15 protein-coding genes are annotated in these 18371 nt (G+C 59.7%); 2 read left to right on the forward strand and 13 right to left on the reverse strand.

Translation table 11 applies throughout. The features are described 5' to 3' along the window. Nucleotides 1–128 precede the first annotated feature (128 nt). Both pfkA and IPP95_15660 read right to left on the reverse strand, forming a co-directional pair. The gene (gene pfkA / locus IPP95_15655; GenBank protein ID QQS72578.1) at nucleotides 129–1118 is read right to left on the reverse strand and encodes a 6-phosphofructokinase; all 990 of its coding nucleotides are present in this window, start codon (nucleotides 1116–1118) and stop codon (nucleotides 129–131) included. 5 nt (nucleotides 1119–1123) lie between these two features. Continuing rightward, nucleotides 1124–1501 (reverse strand): hypothetical protein, encoded by a 378-nt coding sequence (locus IPP95_15660; protein QQS72579.1) that lies wholly within the window; start codon nucleotides 1499–1501, stop codon nucleotides 1124–1126. Nucleotides 1502–1574: 73 nt separating this feature from the next. On the opposite strand from IPP95_15660, the gene IPP95_15665 reads away from it, so the two are divergent. Further along, nucleotides 1575–1895, forward strand: coding sequence for a hypothetical protein (locus tag IPP95_15665; protein QQS72580.1), 321 nt, complete (start codon nucleotides 1575–1577; stop codon nucleotides 1893–1895). 199 nt (nucleotides 1896–2094) lie between these two features. Further along, entirely contained in the window at nucleotides 2095–4602 is a 2508-nt protein-coding gene (locus IPP95_15670) for a TonB-dependent receptor (GenBank protein QQS72581.1), read from the forward strand. Between the two features lie 76 nt (nucleotides 4603–4678). On the opposite strand, the gene purE is transcribed toward IPP95_15670, so the two are convergent. The 11 genes from purE to IPP95_15725 all read right to left on the reverse strand — a co-directional run bounded on the left by purE (nucleotide 4679) and on the right by IPP95_15725 (nucleotide 18304). Next, complete coding sequence (gene purE / locus IPP95_15675; protein QQS72582.1) at nucleotides 4679–5182, reverse strand: 5-(carboxyamino)imidazole ribonucleotide mutase; 504 nt, start codon at nucleotides 5180–5182, stop codon at nucleotides 4679–4681. Then, entirely contained in the window at nucleotides 5179–6363 is a 1185-nt protein-coding gene (locus IPP95_15680; GenBank protein QQS72583.1) for a 5-(carboxyamino)imidazole ribonucleotide synthase, read from the reverse strand. The genes purE and IPP95_15680 overlap by 4 nt, the downstream gene beginning before the upstream one ends. Nucleotides 6364–6404: 41 nt before the next feature. Then, nucleotides 6405–7007 carry a PorT family protein gene (locus tag IPP95_15685; protein ID QQS72584.1) on the reverse strand — a complete coding sequence of 201 codons (603 nt, stop codon included), beginning with the start codon at nucleotides 7005–7007 and terminating at the stop codon, nucleotides 6405–6407. Nucleotides 7008–7132: 125 nt separating this feature from the next. Beyond that, entirely contained in the window at nucleotides 7133–8692 is a 1560-nt protein-coding gene (locus IPP95_15690) for a hypothetical protein (GenBank protein QQS72585.1), read from the reverse strand. Nucleotides 8693–8851: 159 nt separating this feature from the next. Next, the gene (locus IPP95_15695) at nucleotides 8852–9499 is read right to left on the reverse strand and encodes a ribulose-phosphate 3-epimerase (GenBank protein ID QQS72586.1); all 648 of its coding nucleotides are present in this window, start codon (nucleotides 9497–9499) and stop codon (nucleotides 8852–8854) included. A 73-nt stretch (nucleotides 9500–9572) separates the two neighbouring features. Next, nucleotides 9573–10442 carry an RNA polymerase sigma factor RpoD/SigA gene (locus tag IPP95_15700; GenBank protein ID QQS74293.1) on the reverse strand — a complete coding sequence of 290 codons (870 nt, stop codon included), beginning with the start codon at nucleotides 10440–10442 and terminating at the stop codon, nucleotides 9573–9575. A gap of 178 nt (nucleotides 10443–10620) precedes the next feature. Further along, nucleotides 10621–12846 carry a polyribonucleotide nucleotidyltransferase gene (pnp, locus tag IPP95_15705; protein ID QQS72587.1) on the reverse strand — a complete coding sequence of 742 codons (2226 nt, stop codon included), beginning with the start codon at nucleotides 12844–12846 and terminating at the stop codon, nucleotides 10621–10623. Between the two features lie 168 nt (nucleotides 12847–13014). Further along, nucleotides 13015–13284 (reverse strand): 30S ribosomal protein S15, encoded by a 270-nt coding sequence (gene rpsO / locus IPP95_15710; GenBank protein ID QQS72588.1) that lies wholly within the window; start codon nucleotides 13282–13284, stop codon nucleotides 13015–13017. 163 nt (nucleotides 13285–13447) lie between these two features. Then, entirely contained in the window at nucleotides 13448–14293 is an 846-nt protein-coding gene (locus IPP95_15715; protein QQS72589.1) for an acetyl-CoA carboxylase carboxyltransferase subunit beta, read from the reverse strand. Nucleotides 14294–14450: 157 nt separating this feature from the next. Further along, the gene (locus IPP95_15720; GenBank protein QQS74294.1) at nucleotides 14451–15515 is read right to left on the reverse strand and encodes a class I fructose-bisphosphate aldolase; all 1065 of its coding nucleotides are present in this window, start codon (nucleotides 15513–15515) and stop codon (nucleotides 14451–14453) included. Between the two features lie 245 nt (nucleotides 15516–15760). Continuing rightward, nucleotides 15761–18304 (reverse strand): BamA/TamA family outer membrane protein, encoded by a 2544-nt coding sequence (locus tag IPP95_15725; GenBank protein QQS72590.1) that lies wholly within the window; start codon nucleotides 18302–18304, stop codon nucleotides 15761–15763. Between the last annotated feature and the right edge of the window lie 67 nt (nucleotides 18305–18371).

Here is an 18371-nt window from a genome sequence, read left to right on the forward strand (position 1 = left end):
GACAAGTTGAGATCTACCATGGTCGATCGAGCATGCTCACGCTGGGAAAGGTAGGAGGAAAGATCGTCCGACCGCAAAGCCGGCCCACCTTCATGGATCATGACGGGGGATCCCGGACCTGCGACCGCTCAGATCGACAAAATGTGCAGGATCCGGAGCAGGTCCTCTTCCAATTGCTTCGTCTTACCCAACACCACCGTGAAGGGAATAAGCGCGATCTTTCCGAGCCTTTCACCCACCATGGTGTCCGTGTGCCCCGCTATCAGGGCCTCCACGGCAGCAACCCCGGACCGACTGGCCAGTATGCGGTCCGCGACGGAAGGATTCCCACCCCGCTGAACATGGCCGAGCACGCTCACCCGGGTGTCATAATGATGGTAGCGCTCCTTCACCTTTCTGGCGACCTCGTACGCGCCTCCCTCTTCGTCACCTTCCGCCACGATCACGATCACGGAGGACTTCGAGGTTTCTGCATGTTCCAGTGCTGCGATCAGCTCATCAATGCCCTGGTCACGTTCAGGGACCATGATGTATTCCGCGCCCGCAGCAATACCGCATTGGAGCGCGATCGCTCCGCAGGTGCGGCCCATCACTTCCACAAAAAACATCCGGTCGTGCGAGGAGGCCGTGTCGCGTATGCGGTCCACGGCCTCCATGGCGGTGTTGGTGGCTGTATCGAACCCGATGGTGGTATCGGTGCCGGCCAGGTCGTTGTCGATCGTGCCGGTGATCCCGACAACGGGCACCCCATGTTCCCGGGAGAATTGGGCCGCTCCTCTGAAGGTGCCGTCCCCGCCGATCGCCACGATCCCGTCAATGCCGTGCCGGTCCAGCGTGGCTTTTGCCAGCGATCGCCCCTCCACAGTGTGGAAGGCCGCACTGCGGGCGGAGCGAAGTATGGTGCCGCCACGTTGAATGATGTTGCTCACATCGCGGACTTCCATTTTCCGCACCTCATCCTCGATCAGCCCGTCGTATCCGCCATAGATCCCGCTCACGGCCAGACCGTGGAAATGCGCGGTCCGCACCACCGCACGGATAGCGGCGTTCATCCCAGGGGCATCACCTCCGGAGGTGAATACGCCGATATGTGAGACGCTCCGTTCTGTATCCGACATTTCCCTCATGTGCTGGCGCCGGTCCGGGCCTCCTTCAAGCCGAGTTCACGCAACCGTTCCTTGATCAAGGGGTATTGAGGACACGACCGGTCCAGCGCGCCGCCCAGCAAGAGCCCGAGCAGATAGATCCTTTGGTCCTGGTCAGGGAAGCGATGGAGGATCTCGAGCACTTCCCCGGAATGATGCATCACAGCGGTGTTCAGGCAGTGCCGCACCGCAAGGTCAAAGGAGCGGTCATCACTGGAGGGGTTGATCTCCCCCATGCAGGAACAGAGATCGTTGGCCAGATGTGAGGGCGGAACAGCCCGTTGGCCCGAGGCGGAAAGGACTACGCCGGTGAATACGAAAGCAAGGACAAAACGGAGATGGTTCAGGAGGGCCATGGAACGGTAAAAATAATCCTAAGGTCCATAGTAGTGACCGGGAGTGCCCGGCCTCCTGATACTTTTGTTCCGCATGCGCTGTTCCACATCCCGCTTGGCCTCCGCAACGTTGCTTTTAGCGGTGATGTTGTTCACGGCCTTGCCGCGAACGTTCTTTCACCATTGTGAGGAAGGTGCATCGTCCGCTGATCTCCATATCCTTTCGGGTACGTTGCATGCGAACACACATTGCCCGATCTGCGAAGCCCCGTTCCCCAATTGTGACGGTGTGGCCGACCTCTCTTTCCATATGGAGGAGGCCCTGCTGGGGACAAGGGTCATCCTGCCGGCCCTTGTCCCGGTGTATTCCGTGCCGACGACGCTCCGGTTGCGCGGCCCTCCCAAGCTGAGTTGATGCCTGCCGAAGCGCGGGCAAGAGTGGTCCATTGATCACCAGAGGTCGCTCCATGCGGCTCCAAATAGTTCTCATGACACAGATCCGGACCGGTGTTTTCACACCCTCCGTGCCTTTGGCTGCAGTGGAAAAAGACGATGGAAGTTCCATCCAGTTTGGTCCGGTCATGTCGGCAAGACAATTGAAACGAATGAAACGAATGAAACGAGTGTTCGAACTGATCATCCTGCTCATTTTCGCCATACCCGCTTTTGCGGTGTCGGCCGGAACGGATGTCAAGACATCCCTCACCGGCAAGGTGACTGACAAGGCCACCGATGAAACGATCCCGGGGGCGGAAGTGTATTTCCCGGACCTGCGCACGGGTGCCGTCACGGATATCAACGGTAACTATGCCGTGCATGATCTGCCGGTCACGAAGGCCTTGGTGAAAGTGAGCATGGTGGGCTATGCAACGATCACTATGACAATCGACCTGAGCACGGTGACCACGATGGATTTCGCACTTCCGGGATCGGTGACAGAGATGCATGACGTGGTGGTTACCGGCACTTCCAAGGCCACCGAACTGAAGCGGGATCCAGTGCCGATGGCGATGGTGAGCCGGACTTTCCTGCGGGAAAATGCTTCCAGCAATGCGATCGAAACGCTGGGCAAGGTCCCCGGTGTGAGCACTGTGAGCACCGGCCCGAATGTCTCAAAGCCTTATATCCGCGGCTTGGGCGGGAACCGCGTGCTCACCCTTTTCGACGGCGTGCGTCAGGAAGGCCAACAGTGGGGCGAAGAGCACGGCGTGGAGGTCGATCAGTTCCTCGTTGACCGCGTGGAGGTGGTGAAGGGCCCGGCCAGCCTGATGTACGGCTCCGATGCCTTGGCCGGTGTGATCAACCTGCTCCCGGCACCACCGGTTCCGGTAGGCACCCTGAAGGGCAGCGTGCTCGGCGCCTACGACACGAACAACAAGGGTATCAATGGCTCGGTCAACATCGATGGGAACAATGGGAAGTTGCTCTACGGTGGCCGTATTTCAGGAAAGACCGCCAGCGATTATCAGAACAGGTATGATGGACATGTCTATGGCACGAAGTTCAGGGAGAAAGATGTCGATGGCTACGTCGGTATAAACCGGGCTTGGGGTTTTGCCCGCTTGAATGTCAGCGCCTATGACAACGTTCAGGAGGTCCCCGATGGTAGCCGCGATAGCACCTCGCGCAGATTCACGTATCAGGTGGACGAGGCCGATACGGTCCGCCCCATCGTGCCCGATCCGGTTTTAAATTCCTACGACATCTCCACGCTGCATCAGCGTGTGCAGTACTACCGGGCCTATTCCATGGCAAGCTTCAATCTTGGGGATAGCAGGCTCACGGCCAACCTCGGCTTTTCGCGCAGCATCAGGCGCGAATACACCCATCCGGGACATGCCGACCTCGCGGGCCTCTACCTGTCCTTGAGCACATTTTCCTACGATCTGAAATACCATTTCGCGGAGCACAACGGATGGGAACCGACGGTGGGGTTGAACGGCATGTACCAGGCCAATGATGCGTCCAAGGGTACCGAGCTCGTTGTGCCTAACTATTACCAATTCGATATCGGGCCCTTCGTGCATGTAAAAAAGATCCTGGGCAAGTTCGATTTCTCAGGCGGCCTTCGCTATGACATCCGGGACTACCATGGCGATGCGATGTACACCCGCACCGATCCCGTGACGGGCTTTGATGTGAGCACGGAGCCGGTCCCAGGGGATACGAATATTGTGAAGCAGTTCGACCCCTACGTCCACACCTTTTCCGGTGGTAGTGGCAGCATCGGAGCAGCATGGAATGTGAACGATCGCCTCACGTTCAAGGCCAACATCGGCAGGGGCTACCGCGCGCCAAGCGCCGCCGAGACTTCCGCAAAGGGCGTCCATCCCGGCACGGGGCTACAGCAGCTCGGCGAGGCGAACTTGAAGCCAGAGTTCAATCTGCAGGAGGACCTCGGCTTCTTCTACGATGGCACGCATGTCAGCGCCAGCGTGGAGCTCTTCAACAACGCCATCCAAAACTACGTCTACAATGAGAAGCTCGCCAGCATGAGCGGCGGTGATTCGCTCTTCACGCAGGGGAGCACTGACTATCCCGTATTCAAATTCCGCCAGACCACCGCGCAACTTTATGGTGGGGAGATCAGCATCGACATCCATCCGCACCCGTTGGACCAGCTGCATTTTGAGAACACGCTTTCGGTGGTACTTGCGGAGAACAGGGGCGGCAGTGGTGCATCGCTCTCGGACAGCACGCGCTACCTGCCGCTGATCCCGCCGCTGCACACCAACACCGAACTCCGTTGGGACATGCCCAAGGGTATAGGTCGTTTCAAACGCATGTTCGCGAAGGTGGGCGTGCAGGTGTACGCCGCTCAGGACAGGTTCTTCGGTGCATACGGTACGGAGACGTACACGCCCGGATATACGTTGTTGGACGCGGGTATCGGCGGTGATGTGGTGAACAAGACCGGCCGTACGCTCTTCACCGTTACGTTATTGGGTTCCAACCTCGCCGATATCGGATACCAGAGCAACATGAGCCGCTTGAAGTACATGGACGATTATCCGGTGAACGGTACCGGTCGTAACGGTATCTACAACATGGGCCGATATGTGAGCATCAAGGTCGTCGTGCCCATTGACCTGAAGAAGAAAGAAGCACTGACGGTTCAGTAGAAAGTTTGCAGTTGGCAGTGGCAGTCTGCAGCAGTCCGATCACTGATCACTGATATACCTCTGCGGCGATCTTTCCCTACTTATCGAACCCGTTCGGGAACTGCTGCCGCATCGCCTTTATGCCTTCCTTCACCTTATCCTCCTGCTCTCCCTTGAAGGCCGCGAGTTTCTCAGCGAGCTTTTCATTGGAAGTGGCGAGGATCTGCACGGCCAACAAGCCTGCGTTGCGCGCGCCGTTCAGGGCTACCGTGGCCACCGGGACACCGGCCGGCATTTGCAGAATGCTCAACAATGAATCCCAGCCGTCGATGCTGTTGCGGCTTTTGATGGGAACGCCGATGACGGGGAGTATGGTCAAGGATGCCACCATGCCCGGCAGATGCGCCGCACCTCCCGCTCCAGCGATGATCACCTTCAATCCGCGGTCCGCAGCGCCCTTCGCATAGGCCACCATGCGGTCGGGAGTGCGGTGCGCGCTCACCACCGTCACCTCGTATTCCACCCCGAACTCCTTCACTGTATCCACCGCTTCGCGCATCGTTTCCAGATCGCTACGGCTGCCCATGATGATCCCGATCATTGCCTTGTTTGTTTGACAGGGGCTCGCGCTCCCCGTGTTTCAGTCTTTTGCTGCGCCGGCACCATCTTCCCATGCGCCTTGATGATGCTGATAGCCTGGTCCACCCTTTTCTGTGTGGGTGCGACGACCGTCACATGGCCCATTTTCCTTCCTGTGCGCGTCTCGTGCTTGCCGTAAAGGTGGATGAAGGTGCCCGGCACTTCCAGCAATTCTTCGGTTCCGAGCAGTTGCGGTGCGCCTGTGCCGCCCTCGCCCACGATGTTCACCATCGCTGCTTCGCCATGCATCCGCGTATCGCCCGCAGGCCAACCCATGTAGGCGCGCAACAACTGGTCGTACTGTGAACTGGCACAGGCTTCAATGGTGAAGTGTCCGCTGTTGTGCGCACGCGGCGCGGTCTCGTTCACCACTAGCTGATCATCCGGTGTGAGGAACATCTCCACCGCGTAGATCCCAGGTGCGCCGAACGCATCAGCAACAGCAGTCCCGAGCTGCTTCGCACGCCTGAGCACCGAAGCGTCACATCGCCCAGGGGCGAGCAACACATCGACCATGTTCAACGCTGGGTCGAAGACCATCTCGACCGGATCGTATACCACCGTGTTCCCGTCCGCTCCGCGCACGGCGATCACCGCCAGTTCCTTCGCGATGGGAATGCGCTTTTCCAGTACGCACGGTCCGTCAAATGCATTGGCGATGTCCGTGGTATTCGTGATCGGCATCACGCCCTTGCCGTCGTAACCGCCGGTGCGCGTCTTCAAGAAGGCGGGGAGGAACCCGGCGTGCGTGGCGATCTCCGATGGGTTGTCGATCAACACGAAGGACGATGTGGGGATGCCGTGCTTCACGTAGAATTCCTTCTGTAGGCCCTTGTCCTGAATGGTACGCAAGGTCGCTGAGGAAGGGATGACCGTTTTGCCTTGGCTCTCCAGTTCCTCCAGCGCTTCGGTGCTCACATGCTCGATCTCGATCCCCACCACGTCAGCATCGGCGGCAAAGTGCAGGACGGTATCGTGATCGTCGAAGCGGCCTTGGGTGAAGCTGGATGCGAGATGCGCGCAGGGGCACTCCGGATCGGGGTCCAGCACATGCACCTCCACATCGTAGCGCAAGGCGTTCTCAATGAACATGCGGCCGAGCTGGCCTCCGCCGAGCAGGGCTATGCGCCGTGGTCGCTCCATGGCCGCGAAGATACCGGAGGGAGGGTAACCTTCAGGCCGGATCAACGGCGGTGCCGCTTCCGGGAGAACTGCATGAAGCGATGACCGATGGTCAGTTGCAGGGTACGGTTACTCGGGTACAGTGCTCGATCCTCGGCCAAGGTGTTGCTCAGGCCGGTGAAATAACGCAGGGTGAGGTCGATGCCGGACATTGTTCCGATCCCCAAGCCGATGTTCAGGCCGAGGTCCAATTGGCTCACTTGGTCGCTGATATCGGTCCCGTCAGCTTTGGCGAGGATCAGATAGCCGCCTTGCACCCCGGCTTGGATCTGGAATGTCGGGCTGAGGAACAGCTTCAGGCTCACCGGCACGATGGCGCTGACGTTTCGCATGGTTGAGCGCCCGCCGTCGGGCAGGTCACGTGCCGCACCCTGTAACGAGATCAGCAGTTCCGGTTGGATCTCCACTCGATTACCGGCCCAGATGGGCACATAGAGCCCGGCCACAAATCCGGGCACCGGCCTGTAGTTCACCGCCTCGGAGCGCCAAGTGGCGGCTTGTGGACCGCCCATGTAACCAAGCCCGGATCGTGATGGGCGTTGGGCCTGACCGATCAAAGGGTAGGCCAGTATGGCCAGTAGGAGCGGGATGGAGCGCGAATGCATGGCAGTGCGGGTAAGCACGTGCCTTTACGCAACGGCCCGGTTGAAGTTTCCCGTTTTTGCTGGCAATTGGACAAGCTCGGCAATAAGATTGCCGGATGACTTCTTTGCCTCGACGAACACCCGATCTAACGTCCTCCTACGAAGAATCTCACCGTCTCACGGTCACCTCCCAAGGTGATGGTCAATTGGTAGATGCCCGCCGCCAGGTCGGAAGTCTCAATGCGGGCTTGGTCGCCCGTGGGCGTGAATGCGCGGATAACCCGACCGGAAGCGTCCAGGACCATGGCGTGTTGGTCCATCGTGGCTTGGGGCCAGGAGACCAGTACGTGGTCCGGGGCGTTCCGCACGGTGAGCGTCATTTCGGACACTTCAGCTACCGAACTGGTGATCGAGGTGATCTCGATGCCATAGTCCTCTGTTTCACCGTACTCATAAGCGAAGCAAGGGTCGGTGGGACTTGGCTCGCTGCTCAGATGATACACCCCGCGCACACGCATGATCGTATTCCCGATAACAGCACTCATCGGTACAGTGAACGCGAAGGTGTGGGCTTGGCCCTCGGTCGTATTGATGAACTCCCCAAGTTTCTCGGACGAGCTGAAGATGTGGTCCCCATTGTAGTCGATCCATGCGGCATAGTTGTCATCCGTGAAATCGCCGCTCGTAATGATGATGGAATATGAACCACCTTGGTTCAACGACGTGGACATCGCCGTATAATCCACGTAACCCGGTCCCGATACCGATCCGCTGCCTGTATTGTTGATCGTGCCGAGCACCACCCCGTCAATAAAGTCACCATCGGAAGGACCGGAGCCGGACGTGGGGATGCAGATGGTGGTCGGTCCGCTATCGCATCCGGTGGAGTTGAGCAGTTCGGCCCGTGATCCGTTCAGTACCCCGGACATCACGGTGGCCTGCCCCGTGGTGAACATCATGGTGCAATTACTGTAATCCATGAAATTCTCGTATTGGGTCAACGTGCTGCACCGCATCAGGTTCTGGTTGCTGCAGCTGAAGGTGGGTTGGTCCGTGGCGGGAGTGTCGCTGATACCATCGCCAGGCGAGCAGTTGCCATTGCCCCAAGGGTGGTCCAAACCGAGGTAATGCCCCACTTCGTGAGTGGCTGTGCGGTCGCCATTGCCGGTCCCGTAACTATAGTCCAGAACAAGCCCGTCAATGGGGCTTCCCACCATGCCTCCGTAGGGCAGATAGGCGTATCCTGCCGTGACCAGGCCACCGGTGGCACCGCTGCTGATGTCACAGATCCAAACGTTGAGGTAATGGGTGGTGTTCCATGCCGCCGAACCGTAGGGTCCGAATTTCATGTCATCCGTTTGCGTGTCCGGGTCAAACCAGGTACGTGAGGTCTGAAAGCGGGTGATGCCCGATGTGGGGTTGCCGTCGGGATCCATGGAGGCCAAGCAGAAATCGATCATCGCGTTCGCTCGGGATCCCGCGAACACCGCACGGACATCGTCGTAGTCCGAGTTCATCGCTTGGTAGTCGGCGTTCATCTGGGCGATGGTGCTCTGGATAACGGCATCGGAAACATTTTCCGAATTGGTGTTGTACACCACATGCACCACCACGGGAATGGTCTGCACCCCACCCCCGCGCAGGCCCTGTTGTTCAAGTTGTCCGGCTTCCTGCGCCAGATCGATGTGCAGGCCCTGAGCTTGCAACCAACGTTCGGTAATGGTGTGGGAATTACAATGTTCCTGTGCGATGGCTACGGAAGAGGCGGCAATGGACAGGAGCGCAAGGGTCGTTTTCCGATCATAATGCGAATTTAAGTGGTTTGCCGGGAATAATTCGATGCAATGGAGCGGGTGCTGTTGGTCCTAGGCGCTCAGGCGCTGGATCGCTGCGGCCGGGTCCGGGGCATTGAACACGCTGTTCCCCGCCACCAGTACGTCAGCCCCGTGCCGGGCCAGTTCCACCACGTTCCTTTCGGACACCCCTCCGTCCACTTCGATCATCAGGGATGTTCCACGTGCTTGGCGCAATTCCCGCAGCGCATCGATCTTGCGGAAGGTTCCGGGGATGAAGCTCTGCCCGCCGAAGCCCGGGTTCACGCTCATCAAGCACACCTGATCGATATCCTCCGCGATATCCTCCAGTAGATGCACCGGTGTGTGCGGGTTGATGGCCACACCGGCCTTCATGCCGGCGGCCTTGATGGCCTGTATGGTGCGGTGCAGATGCGTGCAAGCTTCCAAATGAACGGTGAGCCTGTCCGTACCAGCATCGCGGAAGGTGGTGATGTACTGGTCGGGCCGGACGATCATCAGGTGAACGTCGAAGATCTTCTTCGTCAACGGCCGTATGGCTTTGATCACCGGGAAGCCGAAGCTGATGTTCGGCACGAAGACGCCGTCCATCACATCCAGGTGCAGCCACGGGGCGGGGCTTTTATCCACCAGTTCCACGGCACTTTTCAAGTCGGTGAAGTCCGCGGAAAGGAGGGAGGGTGCGATGATGTGTGCCATGGGCCGCAAAGTTACTCCGAACGGACAAGGCCGCCTTTTCGGGGCGGCCTTGTCCGTTAACTTCAAGATGCTGTCAGTCGGTGAGATAGGTGCGCAGGGAGCGTCCTCTTCCGGCCTGTTTCAGGCGTCGGATGGCTTTTTCCTTGATCTGCCGCACGCGCTCCCGGGTGAGGTCGAATTTCCGTCCGATCTCCTCCAAGGTGTGCGGTTGGTTCCCTGCGAGGCCGAAGTAGAGCCGGAGCACATCGCTTTCGCGAGCGGTGAGCGACTCCAACGATCGTTCGATCTCGTTCCTGAGGCTGTCAGTGAGCAAAGCCTCCATGGGGTCCGGCAGATCGTCGTTCTTCATCAGGTCATGCATGGTGCCGCTGTCGCCGTCGTCCCGCAGTGGTGCGTCCATGCTCAGGTGCCTGCCGGTATTGCTCAAACTGGTCTTCACCTCGTCCAAGGTCATCTCCAAGTTCTCGGCCAGTTCGGCGGCCGTGGGTGCGCGTTCATGTTCCTGTTCCAAGCGGGCGAACGCCTTGTTGATCTTGTTGATCGAGCCGATCTTGTTCAACGGCAAGCGGACGATGCGGGCCTGCTCGGCCAAGCTTTGCAGGATCTGCTGCCGGATCCACCACACGGCATAGCTGATGAACTTGAAGCCCCGGGTCTCATCGAAGCGCCCGGCCGCCTTGATCAGACCAAGGTTGCCCTCGCTGATCAGGTCCGGGAGCGTGAGGCCCTGGCCCTGGTATTGTTTGGCGACGGAGACGACGAAGCGCAGGTTGGCCTTGCATAAAGCCTCCAAGGCATCGTTATCGCCCTTCCTGATCTTGCGGGCAAGCTCCACCTCTTCCTGTGCGGTGATCAATTTCACCTTGCCGATCTCGGTCAGGTATTTGTCCAGCGACGGGGTGTCGCGGTTGGTGACCTGCTTGGAGATCTTCAGTTGACGCATTCTTGCCATGGTACCCGTGGATTGTATCGGTGGATCGTTGCCGTTCAACGGGGATGCTCGGGCTGCGGTTACGGGATGGACCGTTCCGGAGCTTATTCGCGGTAACAGCAAGGACCTGCAAGCAGCAGGGGCCGCCTCTTGCGAGACAGCCCCTGTTTTTTCTTCGCTATGCGAACGATCAATTGTCGCGACGCGGTCCGCGATCGCGGGATTCACGGCGGGGACGGTCCCCACGGTCGCGGCGGTCGCCTTCCATGGCCGGCTCGCGCTCCACGTAGCCTTCCGGCTTCGGTAGCAGCACTTTGCGGCTCAACTTCAACTTGCCGGTGCGGGGGTCCTTGCCCACCACTTGGAAGTCGATCATCTCGCCTTCCTTCAGCACGTCCTCAACGCGCTCGATGCGCTTCCAGTCCAACTCGCTCACGTGCAGCAGACCATCGGTGCCAGGGAAGATCTCCACGAACGCGCCGTATGGCATGATCGTCTTCACCTTGCCGGTGTAGGTAACGCCGAGCTCCGCGGTGGGAGGGAAGGCGATGGCCCGGATGCGGGCAAGCGCGGCGTCGATGCCGCTCTTGTTCTCGCTCATGATCTGCACGTGGCCCACGCCGTCCACTTCGTCGAGTGCGATGGTGGTCTTGGTCTCGGCCTGGATCTCCTGGATCACGCGGCCACCGGGTCCGATCACGGGTCCGATGCTCTCCTTCGGGATCTCGATGCTGACGATGCGCGGTGCATGCTCCTTGTAGTCCGCGTTCGGCTTGGTCATCGTCTTCATCATCTCGCCGAGGATGTGCAGACGACCGGTGCGGGCCTGTTCCAAGGCCTTGGCGAGCACCTCGTAACTGAGGCCGTCCACCTTCATGTCCATCTGGGTGGCGGTGATGCCCTTTTCGGTGCCGGTCACCTTGAAGTCCATGTCGCCCAAGTGGTCCTCGTCACCGAGGATGTCGCTGAGGATGGCGTATTTGCCGTCCGGGTCGCTGATCATGCCCATGGCGATGCCGCTCACGGGTGCCTTGATCTGGATGCCGGCGTCCATCAGGGCGAGGGTGCCGGAGCATACTGTGGCCATGGAGCTGGAGCCGTTGCTCTCAAGGATATCGCAGTTCAGGCGGATGGTGTAAGGGTTGTCCGTGCCGGTGGGGATCATCGGCTTCAGGGCGCGGAGGGCGAGGTTGCCGTGGCCGATCTCGCGGCGTCCGGGGCCACGGATGGGGCGCACTTCACCAACGGAGAAGCTGGGGAAGTTGTAGTGCAGCATGAAGGTATCGCTGCGCTTCACCAATGCTGTGTCCACGGTCTGCTGGTCCATTTTGGAACCTAAGGTCACCATGTTGATGGCCTGGGTCTCACCACGGGTGAAGATTGCGCTGCCGTGCGTTCCGGGCAGTACGTCCACTTCGCTCCAGATGGGGCGGATCTCATCCATTTTGCGACCATCCAAGCGGATGCCCTTCTCCAGCATCGCACGGCGCACACCGGATTTCTGGGCTTTTTTGAAGTAGCGGGCCAGCATGGCCTTCTTCGCCTTTTGCTCATCGGTGAGCGTGGCAACGAAGTCTTCCTTCACCTTGGCGAAGGCTTCGCCGCGCACTTCCTTGGCGCTGGCTTGCAGGGTGATGTCGTAGTATTTCTGGAACGTGCCATCCACGATGGCCTTCTCCAGCTCGGCATCATTCTCCTCGTGGTTGTAGGTGCGCTTGGTCAGGCTCTTGGGCACTGCGGCGGCAAGTTCATTGATCACGCGGCACTGGTCTTGGATAGCCTTGTGGGCGGTCTTGATGCCTTCGATCATTTCAGCTTCGCTCACTTCGAGCATCTCGCCCTCCACCATCATCACGTCGCTGGCGTTGCCGGCCACGATCAGGTCGATGTCAGCGCCCTCCATCTCTTGGAAGGTAGGGTTCACCGTCCACTTGCCTTCGTTGCGGATCACGCGGACCTCGCTTACGGGGCCATTGAAAGGGATGTTGCTAACGGCGATGGCGGCGGAAGCGGCCAAGCAGGCCAGCGCATCGCTGGGGTTCTGCTTGTCGGTGCTCATCAGGCTGATCTGCACTTGGGTGTCGCCGTGGAAGTCGTCGTTGAAGAGCGGGCGCAGGGCACGGTCCACAAGGCGGCTTACGAGGACCTCCCCGTCGCTGGGGCGGTTCTCACGTTTGAAGAAGCCGCCGGGAAAACGTCCGGCAGCGCTGTACTTTTCGCGGTATTCCACCTGCAGAGGCAGGAAATCGATGCCCTCGCGGGCTTCCTTGGTGGCCACTACGGTGGCGAGGATGATGGTGTCGCCGCAACGGACGGTCACGCTGCCGTCGGCCTGCTTGGCGAGGATGCCCGTCTCTAAGCTGATGGTCCTGCCACCGCCGAGGTCGATGGTCTTTTTTACTCCTGTTGGTTTCATCTGTTTTTCGTGGCGCGCCTTTCGCGCCTTTTGTTGGTTGATTGTTTTCAGTTGGGGGACCTTCGACAACCTAGCGAATGGCTGTAAAAGGGAAAAGGGCGACCGTTGCACACGGGTCGCCCTTTTGCCGGTAAGTAGTGCAAGGTGTGTGCTCCACCGGCGTGGAACTCACTTGCGCAGGCCGAGCTTGCCGATGATCGCGCGGTAACGCTCGATCTCGTGGCTCTTCAAGTAGCCCAAAAGCTGCTTGCGCTTGCCCACCAAGCTCAGTAAAGCCGTCTCGGTGCGGTGGTCTTTTTTGTTGGACTTCAAGTGCTCGGTAAGGTGCTCGATGCGCTGCGTGAACAGGGCGATCTGCCCTTCCGCACTGCCCGTGTTGGTAGCGGTGCCACCGTGGGTCTTGAAGATCTCCTGCTTTACCTCTTTCGTTGCGATCATGGTCGTAGTGTCTGCCTCTTTGGGCCGCCCGTTTGGCGGTTTTAGGGCGCGAATGTACGGTTTTTTTGAATCTGTCTTGTGTCTGCACTTCAGGGCCCTATTTCTATGAAACCGTGCGCGGCCATGTCTGACACCGACCAACCGACAACTATTCAGTTCCGGCTCATGACCTGAACATCAAGATCAACTGCGCCAGCTTGGCCTTCAGGTCCTTGCGCTCCACGATCAGGTCCAAGAACCCATGCTCCAGCACGAATTCGCTGGTCTGGAAGCCGGGCGGCAGGTCGTGGCCGATGGTCTCGCGCACTATGCGCGGGCCGGCGAAAGCGACCAAGGCTTTTGGCTCTGCAATGTTGAGGTCGCCCAGCATGGCGAAGCTGGCGGTGACGCCTCCTGTGGTGGGGTCGGTAAGGATGCTGATGAAGGGCAGTCCCTTCTTGGCCATCATGCTGAGCTTGGCGCTGGTCTTGGCCATCTGCATCAGGCTGAAGCCGGCCTCCATCATGCGGGCACCGCCGCTTTTGCTGATGATGATCAACGGGCACTTGCGGCGCATCGCGGTGTCGGCGGCCATGGCGATCTTCTCGCCCACCACGCTGCCCATGCTGCCACCAATGAATTTGAAATCCATGCAGGCGATCACCACGGGCTGCTTTTCCAATTTCCCCTCGGCGGCGCGAAGGGCGTCGTTCAAGCCGGTGGCTTTTCGCGTTTTGGCCAAGCGGTCCACATACTTCTTGGTATCAACGAAGCCCAATGGGTCCCCGGCGATCAGCTTGGCCCCGATCTCCTTGAACATGTTGTCGTCGAAGAGGATGCTGAAATACTCCGCGCTTCCGACCTTCTCATGGTGCTGGCACTTGGCGCAGACCCAGAGGTTCTTGGCGTGGTCGTCGGAGGTCATGATCTCCGAGCATTCCGGGCACTTGTACCAGAGTCCCTCGGGGGTCTCCTTCTTCTCCTCGGTGGCGGTGGTGATGCCTTCCTTGACGCGATTGAACCAACCCATGCGTGATGTTTGATCAAGCGAAGTTAAGTGCTCCGAGTTCAGTGGATGACCGCCCTTGCTTCGCTTACCTTCCTTGCCTCCCTTCCCCACTTCGCCAAGTGATGGAAGCTATGGAGGTAAAGGAAGTACAGGAGGTGGTGGGGGAGTGGAACTCCACTTACGCGATCGTCACCTTCTTGTCCAAGTACACGTCCTGGATGGCGTTCAGCAGTTGCACGCCTTCTTTCATGGGGCGCTGGAAGGCTTTGCGGCCACTGATCAGACCCTGTCCACCGGCGCGCTTGTTGATCACTGCGGTGCGCACGGCTTCGGCCAGGTCGCTGGCACCGCTGCTGGCTCCGCCGCTGTTGATCAAGCCGATGCGGCCCATGTAGCAGTTGGCCACTTGGTAACGGCAGAGGTCGATCGGATGGTCGGTGGTGAGGTCGCTGTATACTTTCTTGTGCGTCTTTCCGTATCCGCTGCCCATGGCGGTGTAGCCACCGTTGGACTCGGGCAATTTCTGCTTGATGATGTCCGCTTGGATGGTGACGCCGAGGTGGTTGGCTTGTGCGGTGAGGTCTGCGGCGGTGTGGTAGTCTTTGCCGTCCTTTTTGAAGCCCGGGTTGCGCAGATAGCACCAGAGAATGGTGGCCATGCCCAGCTCGTGCGCGTACTGGAATGCCTCGGCCACTTCAGTGATCTGGCGGGTGCTCTCGTCGCTGCCGAAGTAGATGGTGGCGCCCACGGCCACGGCGCCCATGTCCCATGCGCTTTCCACCGTGCCGAACATCACCTGGTCGAACTTGTTCGGCAGGGTCATCAGCTCGTTGTGGTTGAGCTTCACGATGAAGGGGATCTTGTGAGCATACTTCCGCGCCACGCTGCCCAGCACGCCGTAGGTGGAGGCCACGGCATTGCAGCCGCCTTCCATGGCCAGTTCAACGATCTTGTCCCCGTCGAAATAGATGGGGTTCGGTGCGAAACTGGCGCCACCGCTGTGCTCGATGCCTTGGTCCACGGGCAGGATGCTCATGTAGCCGCTGTTGGCCAGTCGGCCATTGCCGTAGAGCGCCTGGATGCTGCGCATCACCTGCGGATTGCGGTTGCTCAGCGCGAAGGAGCGGTCCACGAAATCAGGGCCGGGCAGGTTCAATTGGGCTTTTTCAATGGTCTTGCAGGTGTGCCCCAGAAGGCTTTCCGCATCGGCGCCCAACAGTTCGTTCAAATTCCCGGTTTTCATAGTGCTCATGTGGCTACGCTAAAAATTTGGCCGCAAAGGTAGGGTTTGGTGGAGGCTATTGAGAACCGATCTCACCATAGAGGTACTGAGGGCCCGAGGAACAGGTGACAGTATGCAGTATGTAGTCTCCAGTGGCAGTCGGCCGTAGCAGTTCGTAGCAGCCCGATCACTATCCACGGATAACCAACTGCATTTCTTCGCGCCTCCGCGTCTCTGCGACCATACTCTCTGTGGATCACGGTAGATCAGAACGGATATCCGATCCCCAGATTGAAATTCAACTTGTTGCCCAAGGTGGTGGTCAACTCCGGTGACTTGGGCTGGAAGAGCCAGCGCTGTCCCATGGGCAGGCCGGGATCCTTGGTCTGCAGCCCGAGGTCAAAGCGTACGAGGAAGAAATCGAAGTTGAGCCGCGCGCCCACACCGGTGCCGAAGGCCAGTTCACCGGCCGCCTTGCCGATCTGGAAACCACTGCCGGGCTTGGCGGGGTTTTCCTGGAGGTCCCAGATATTCCCGATGTCCACGAAGAAGGCACCTTCGAGGTAGCCGATCAGCTTGAACCGGTATTCCGCGTTGCCTTCGATGCGGATCTCGCCCACGCGGTCGAACGCGTCCAATGGGGCGCTGTAGGAGCCGGGGCCCAGGGAGCGCGCGCGCCAGGCCCGTATGCCGTTCGCCCCACCGCTGAAGAAACTGCTTTCGAAGGGCAGTACCCCCAAGTTTCCGAAGGGCACGCCCACGCCGGCATCCACGCGGAAGGCCAGACTGCTTTTGGAGTGGATGGTGTGGTAATAGCGCATGTCGTTCTCCACCTTCACGAACTGGGCGAAACGCACCCCGGCCAGCGTATAGAAGCTGTTGCCCGCCGTGTCGGTCTGCTGGTCCGTCCGAAAGGCCTCGTTCGTCAACCGCAGCAGGTTTCCCGCGGTCTGGAGCGTGGGGCGCCATAAAAAGACGTTCCGCTTGTGGTCCCCTTCCTGTGTGTTCAAGGTGAGGGTGGCCCGGGCACCGGCGATCACGTGGTCGGTATAGCTGTCGCGCAGCACCGCATCGTTGGAGGTCCGGATGAAATCCTGGAAGCCTGTGCTGATCAACGGGATCCGGATGATGTTCACCTCCGCCGGGTACAGGGCCATGGACAGGGTGCGGCTCTTGTTCCATTCATAGCCGTAGCTCATCTTGGCCAAGGTGCGCGTATAGTCAGGCCGGCGCTGATAGTTGTACAGCAGATTTACGGCGGTACGCCTGCCCCAGGTGTTCGGCCAGCGGTCATCGGTGTTCCAGAAGGGGATGATGAAGCGGGGAAAGCGGATGGTGACCTCCGGGCCGATCTCCACGGTGTTGAAGAGCACGTCGTGGCCCACGTCGGAACTGGCATCACCGGCGGAGCCGCGGCCGTCCAGGCTCTGTTGCGCCTCTAAGCCGAGCGCCATCCGGGCCTGTATGGAGCCCATGCTCCGGAAGAGGTTTTTATGGCGGTAGTTCAGGCTGACGGAGGTGCCCAAGAAGCCGCCGCGGTTGGTGCCGAAGCCTTCGAGCGAGAGGCTCTGCCGCTTGCTGGGGATGACGTCGATCAAGCAATCGGCCTGGTTGTGGGACCGGGTCTGTGTGGTGTCGAAGGTGATGTCAACGCGGTTGAACACGTTCAGGTTGAGCAGGCGGCGGTACGTGCGGTCGTTGGTGGTCTCGCTGAACTTGGACCCTCCCTTCAGGAGGAGGCTGCTGCTCAATGCCTTCGGGCGGTAGGCCGGTCTCTTCCCGGTGAAAAGGAAGGTGTAGTTCTTGTATTCCACGGTGTCCGACGGCAAGGGTTTCTTGCCGAAGCCGGGGCGTTGCGTCATGTCCACCGTGATGTCCTCCAGGAAGTACACGGTCCCTTCCGGGGTGCCCGCCAAGCCGCGCCTCCCGCGGGCCAAGGGACGCTCGAAGCGGAGCTGCAGGTCCACCTCCTGGTCCCCGGCGCTGGTGTCCGCCACATATTGCAGCAGGTCCCGCGTGAAATAGAGGTAGCCCTGCTTCCGGAGCATTTCGGTGATGCGGTTGCGTTCCTTATCGAGCACGTCGGCGTCGAAGCGGATGCCGGGGACCAGCAGGGTGGAAGCCCGGGAGGCGCGCACCAGGCTGTCGATGGCGGGATCGTCCACGGACCATTCCGCCGAACAGATCGTGTAAGGTCGGCCCGCCGTGATGCGGTATTCCACCTCCGCCTTGGGTTGGCGGAAGGCACTGCCCCGCTTGTTCGAAAAAAGCCTGGAGCGCTCGAAGAAGATGGTGTCGGAAACGGTGGCATTGAAGAAACCCTCTTTGCCGAGGTAGAGCTTCAGTTGGTCCACGCTGCGGTCCACCAAGGAACTGTCCAGGATCACCGGAGCCTCGCCCACATCTTCGCGCAGCCACACACGGAGCGTCCGCCGGCACTCTTTGTCCTTCACTTGCTTCGGTTCCTTGCCGCGCGCGATGCGCTTGGCGTTTTTCGCTACGGCCTTTTCCGCTCGCCGGACGTTCTTCACGGCACAGATCGAATCCACCTCTGCCTTGCGACTTGCCGTTTTTTCCGGGCTGCTCCAGTTGTAGAAGTGGAGGTAAAGGCGTTGGCCCAGCACTTTGTTGTTGGGCTTCTGCTTGAGGATGCCCTTCAGCTCATCCGTGGTAAGGTCCTTGGCATCTGACTTCACGATGTTCCGCACCAAGAGATGCTCGCCCTTGGGCACGCGTTTGGTCGGGTTGCACGCCGCCAGCAGGGCCGTGACGGCGACCAAGAGGGGGATATGGAACTTGCTGTAGCGCACGGATAGGCGGAAGGACGGCTAATTTGCGCGGCGATGTACGGAAAGACCATGCCACGGCGGGCGAAGA

The organism is Flavobacteriales bacterium (genome assembly GCA_016700415.1).
Taxonomy (GTDB): Bacteria; Bacteroidota; Bacteroidia; order Flavobacteriales_F; family PHOS-HE28; genus PHOS-HE28.

What these genes read in the sequence shown, in the direction of transcription:
- IPP95_15715 (QQS72589.1), bottom strand. Translation starts at nt 14,293, where the DNA reads ATGGGTTGGTTCAATCGCGTCAAGGAAGGCATCACCACCGCCACCGAG.
- pnp (QQS72587.1), bottom strand. Translation starts at nt 12,846, where the DNA reads ATGAAACCAACAGGAGTAAAAAAGACCATCGACCTCGGCGGTGGCAGG.
- IPP95_15700 (QQS74293.1), bottom strand. Translation starts at nt 10,442, where the DNA reads ATGCGTCAACTGAAGATCTCCAAGCAGGTCACCAACCGCGACACCCCG.
- IPP95_15680 (QQS72583.1), bottom strand. Translation starts at nt 6,363, where the DNA reads ATGGAGCGACCACGGCGCATAGCCCTGCTCGGCGGAGGCCAGCTCGGC.
- IPP95_15685 (QQS72584.1), bottom strand. Translation starts at nt 7,007, where the DNA reads ATGCATTCGCGCTCCATCCCGCTCCTACTGGCCATACTGGCCTACCCT.
- IPP95_15695 (QQS72586.1), bottom strand. Translation starts at nt 9,499, where the DNA reads ATGGCACACATCATCGCACCCTCCCTCCTTTCCGCGGACTTCACCGAC.
- pfkA (QQS72578.1), bottom strand. Translation starts at nt 1,118, where the DNA reads ATGTCGGATACAGAACGGAGCGTCTCACATATCGGCGTATTCACCTCC.
- rpsO (QQS72588.1), bottom strand. Translation starts at nt 13,284, where the DNA reads ATGATCGCAACGAAAGAGGTAAAGCAGGAGATCTTCAAGACCCACGGT.
- IPP95_15720 (QQS74294.1), bottom strand. Translation starts at nt 15,515, where the DNA reads ATGAAAACCGGGAATTTGAACGAACTGTTGGGCGCCGATGCGGAAAGC.
- purE (QQS72582.1), bottom strand. Translation starts at nt 5,182, where the DNA reads ATGATCGGGATCATCATGGGCAGCCGTAGCGATCTGGAAACGATGCGC.
- IPP95_15660 (QQS72579.1), bottom strand. Translation starts at nt 1,501, where the DNA reads ATGGCCCTCCTGAACCATCTCCGTTTTGTCCTTGCTTTCGTATTCACC.
- IPP95_15670 (QQS72581.1), top strand. Translation starts at nt 2,095, where the DNA reads ATGAAACGAGTGTTCGAACTGATCATCCTGCTCATTTTCGCCATACCC.
- IPP95_15665 (QQS72580.1), top strand. Translation starts at nt 1,575, where the DNA reads ATGCGCTGTTCCACATCCCGCTTGGCCTCCGCAACGTTGCTTTTAGCG.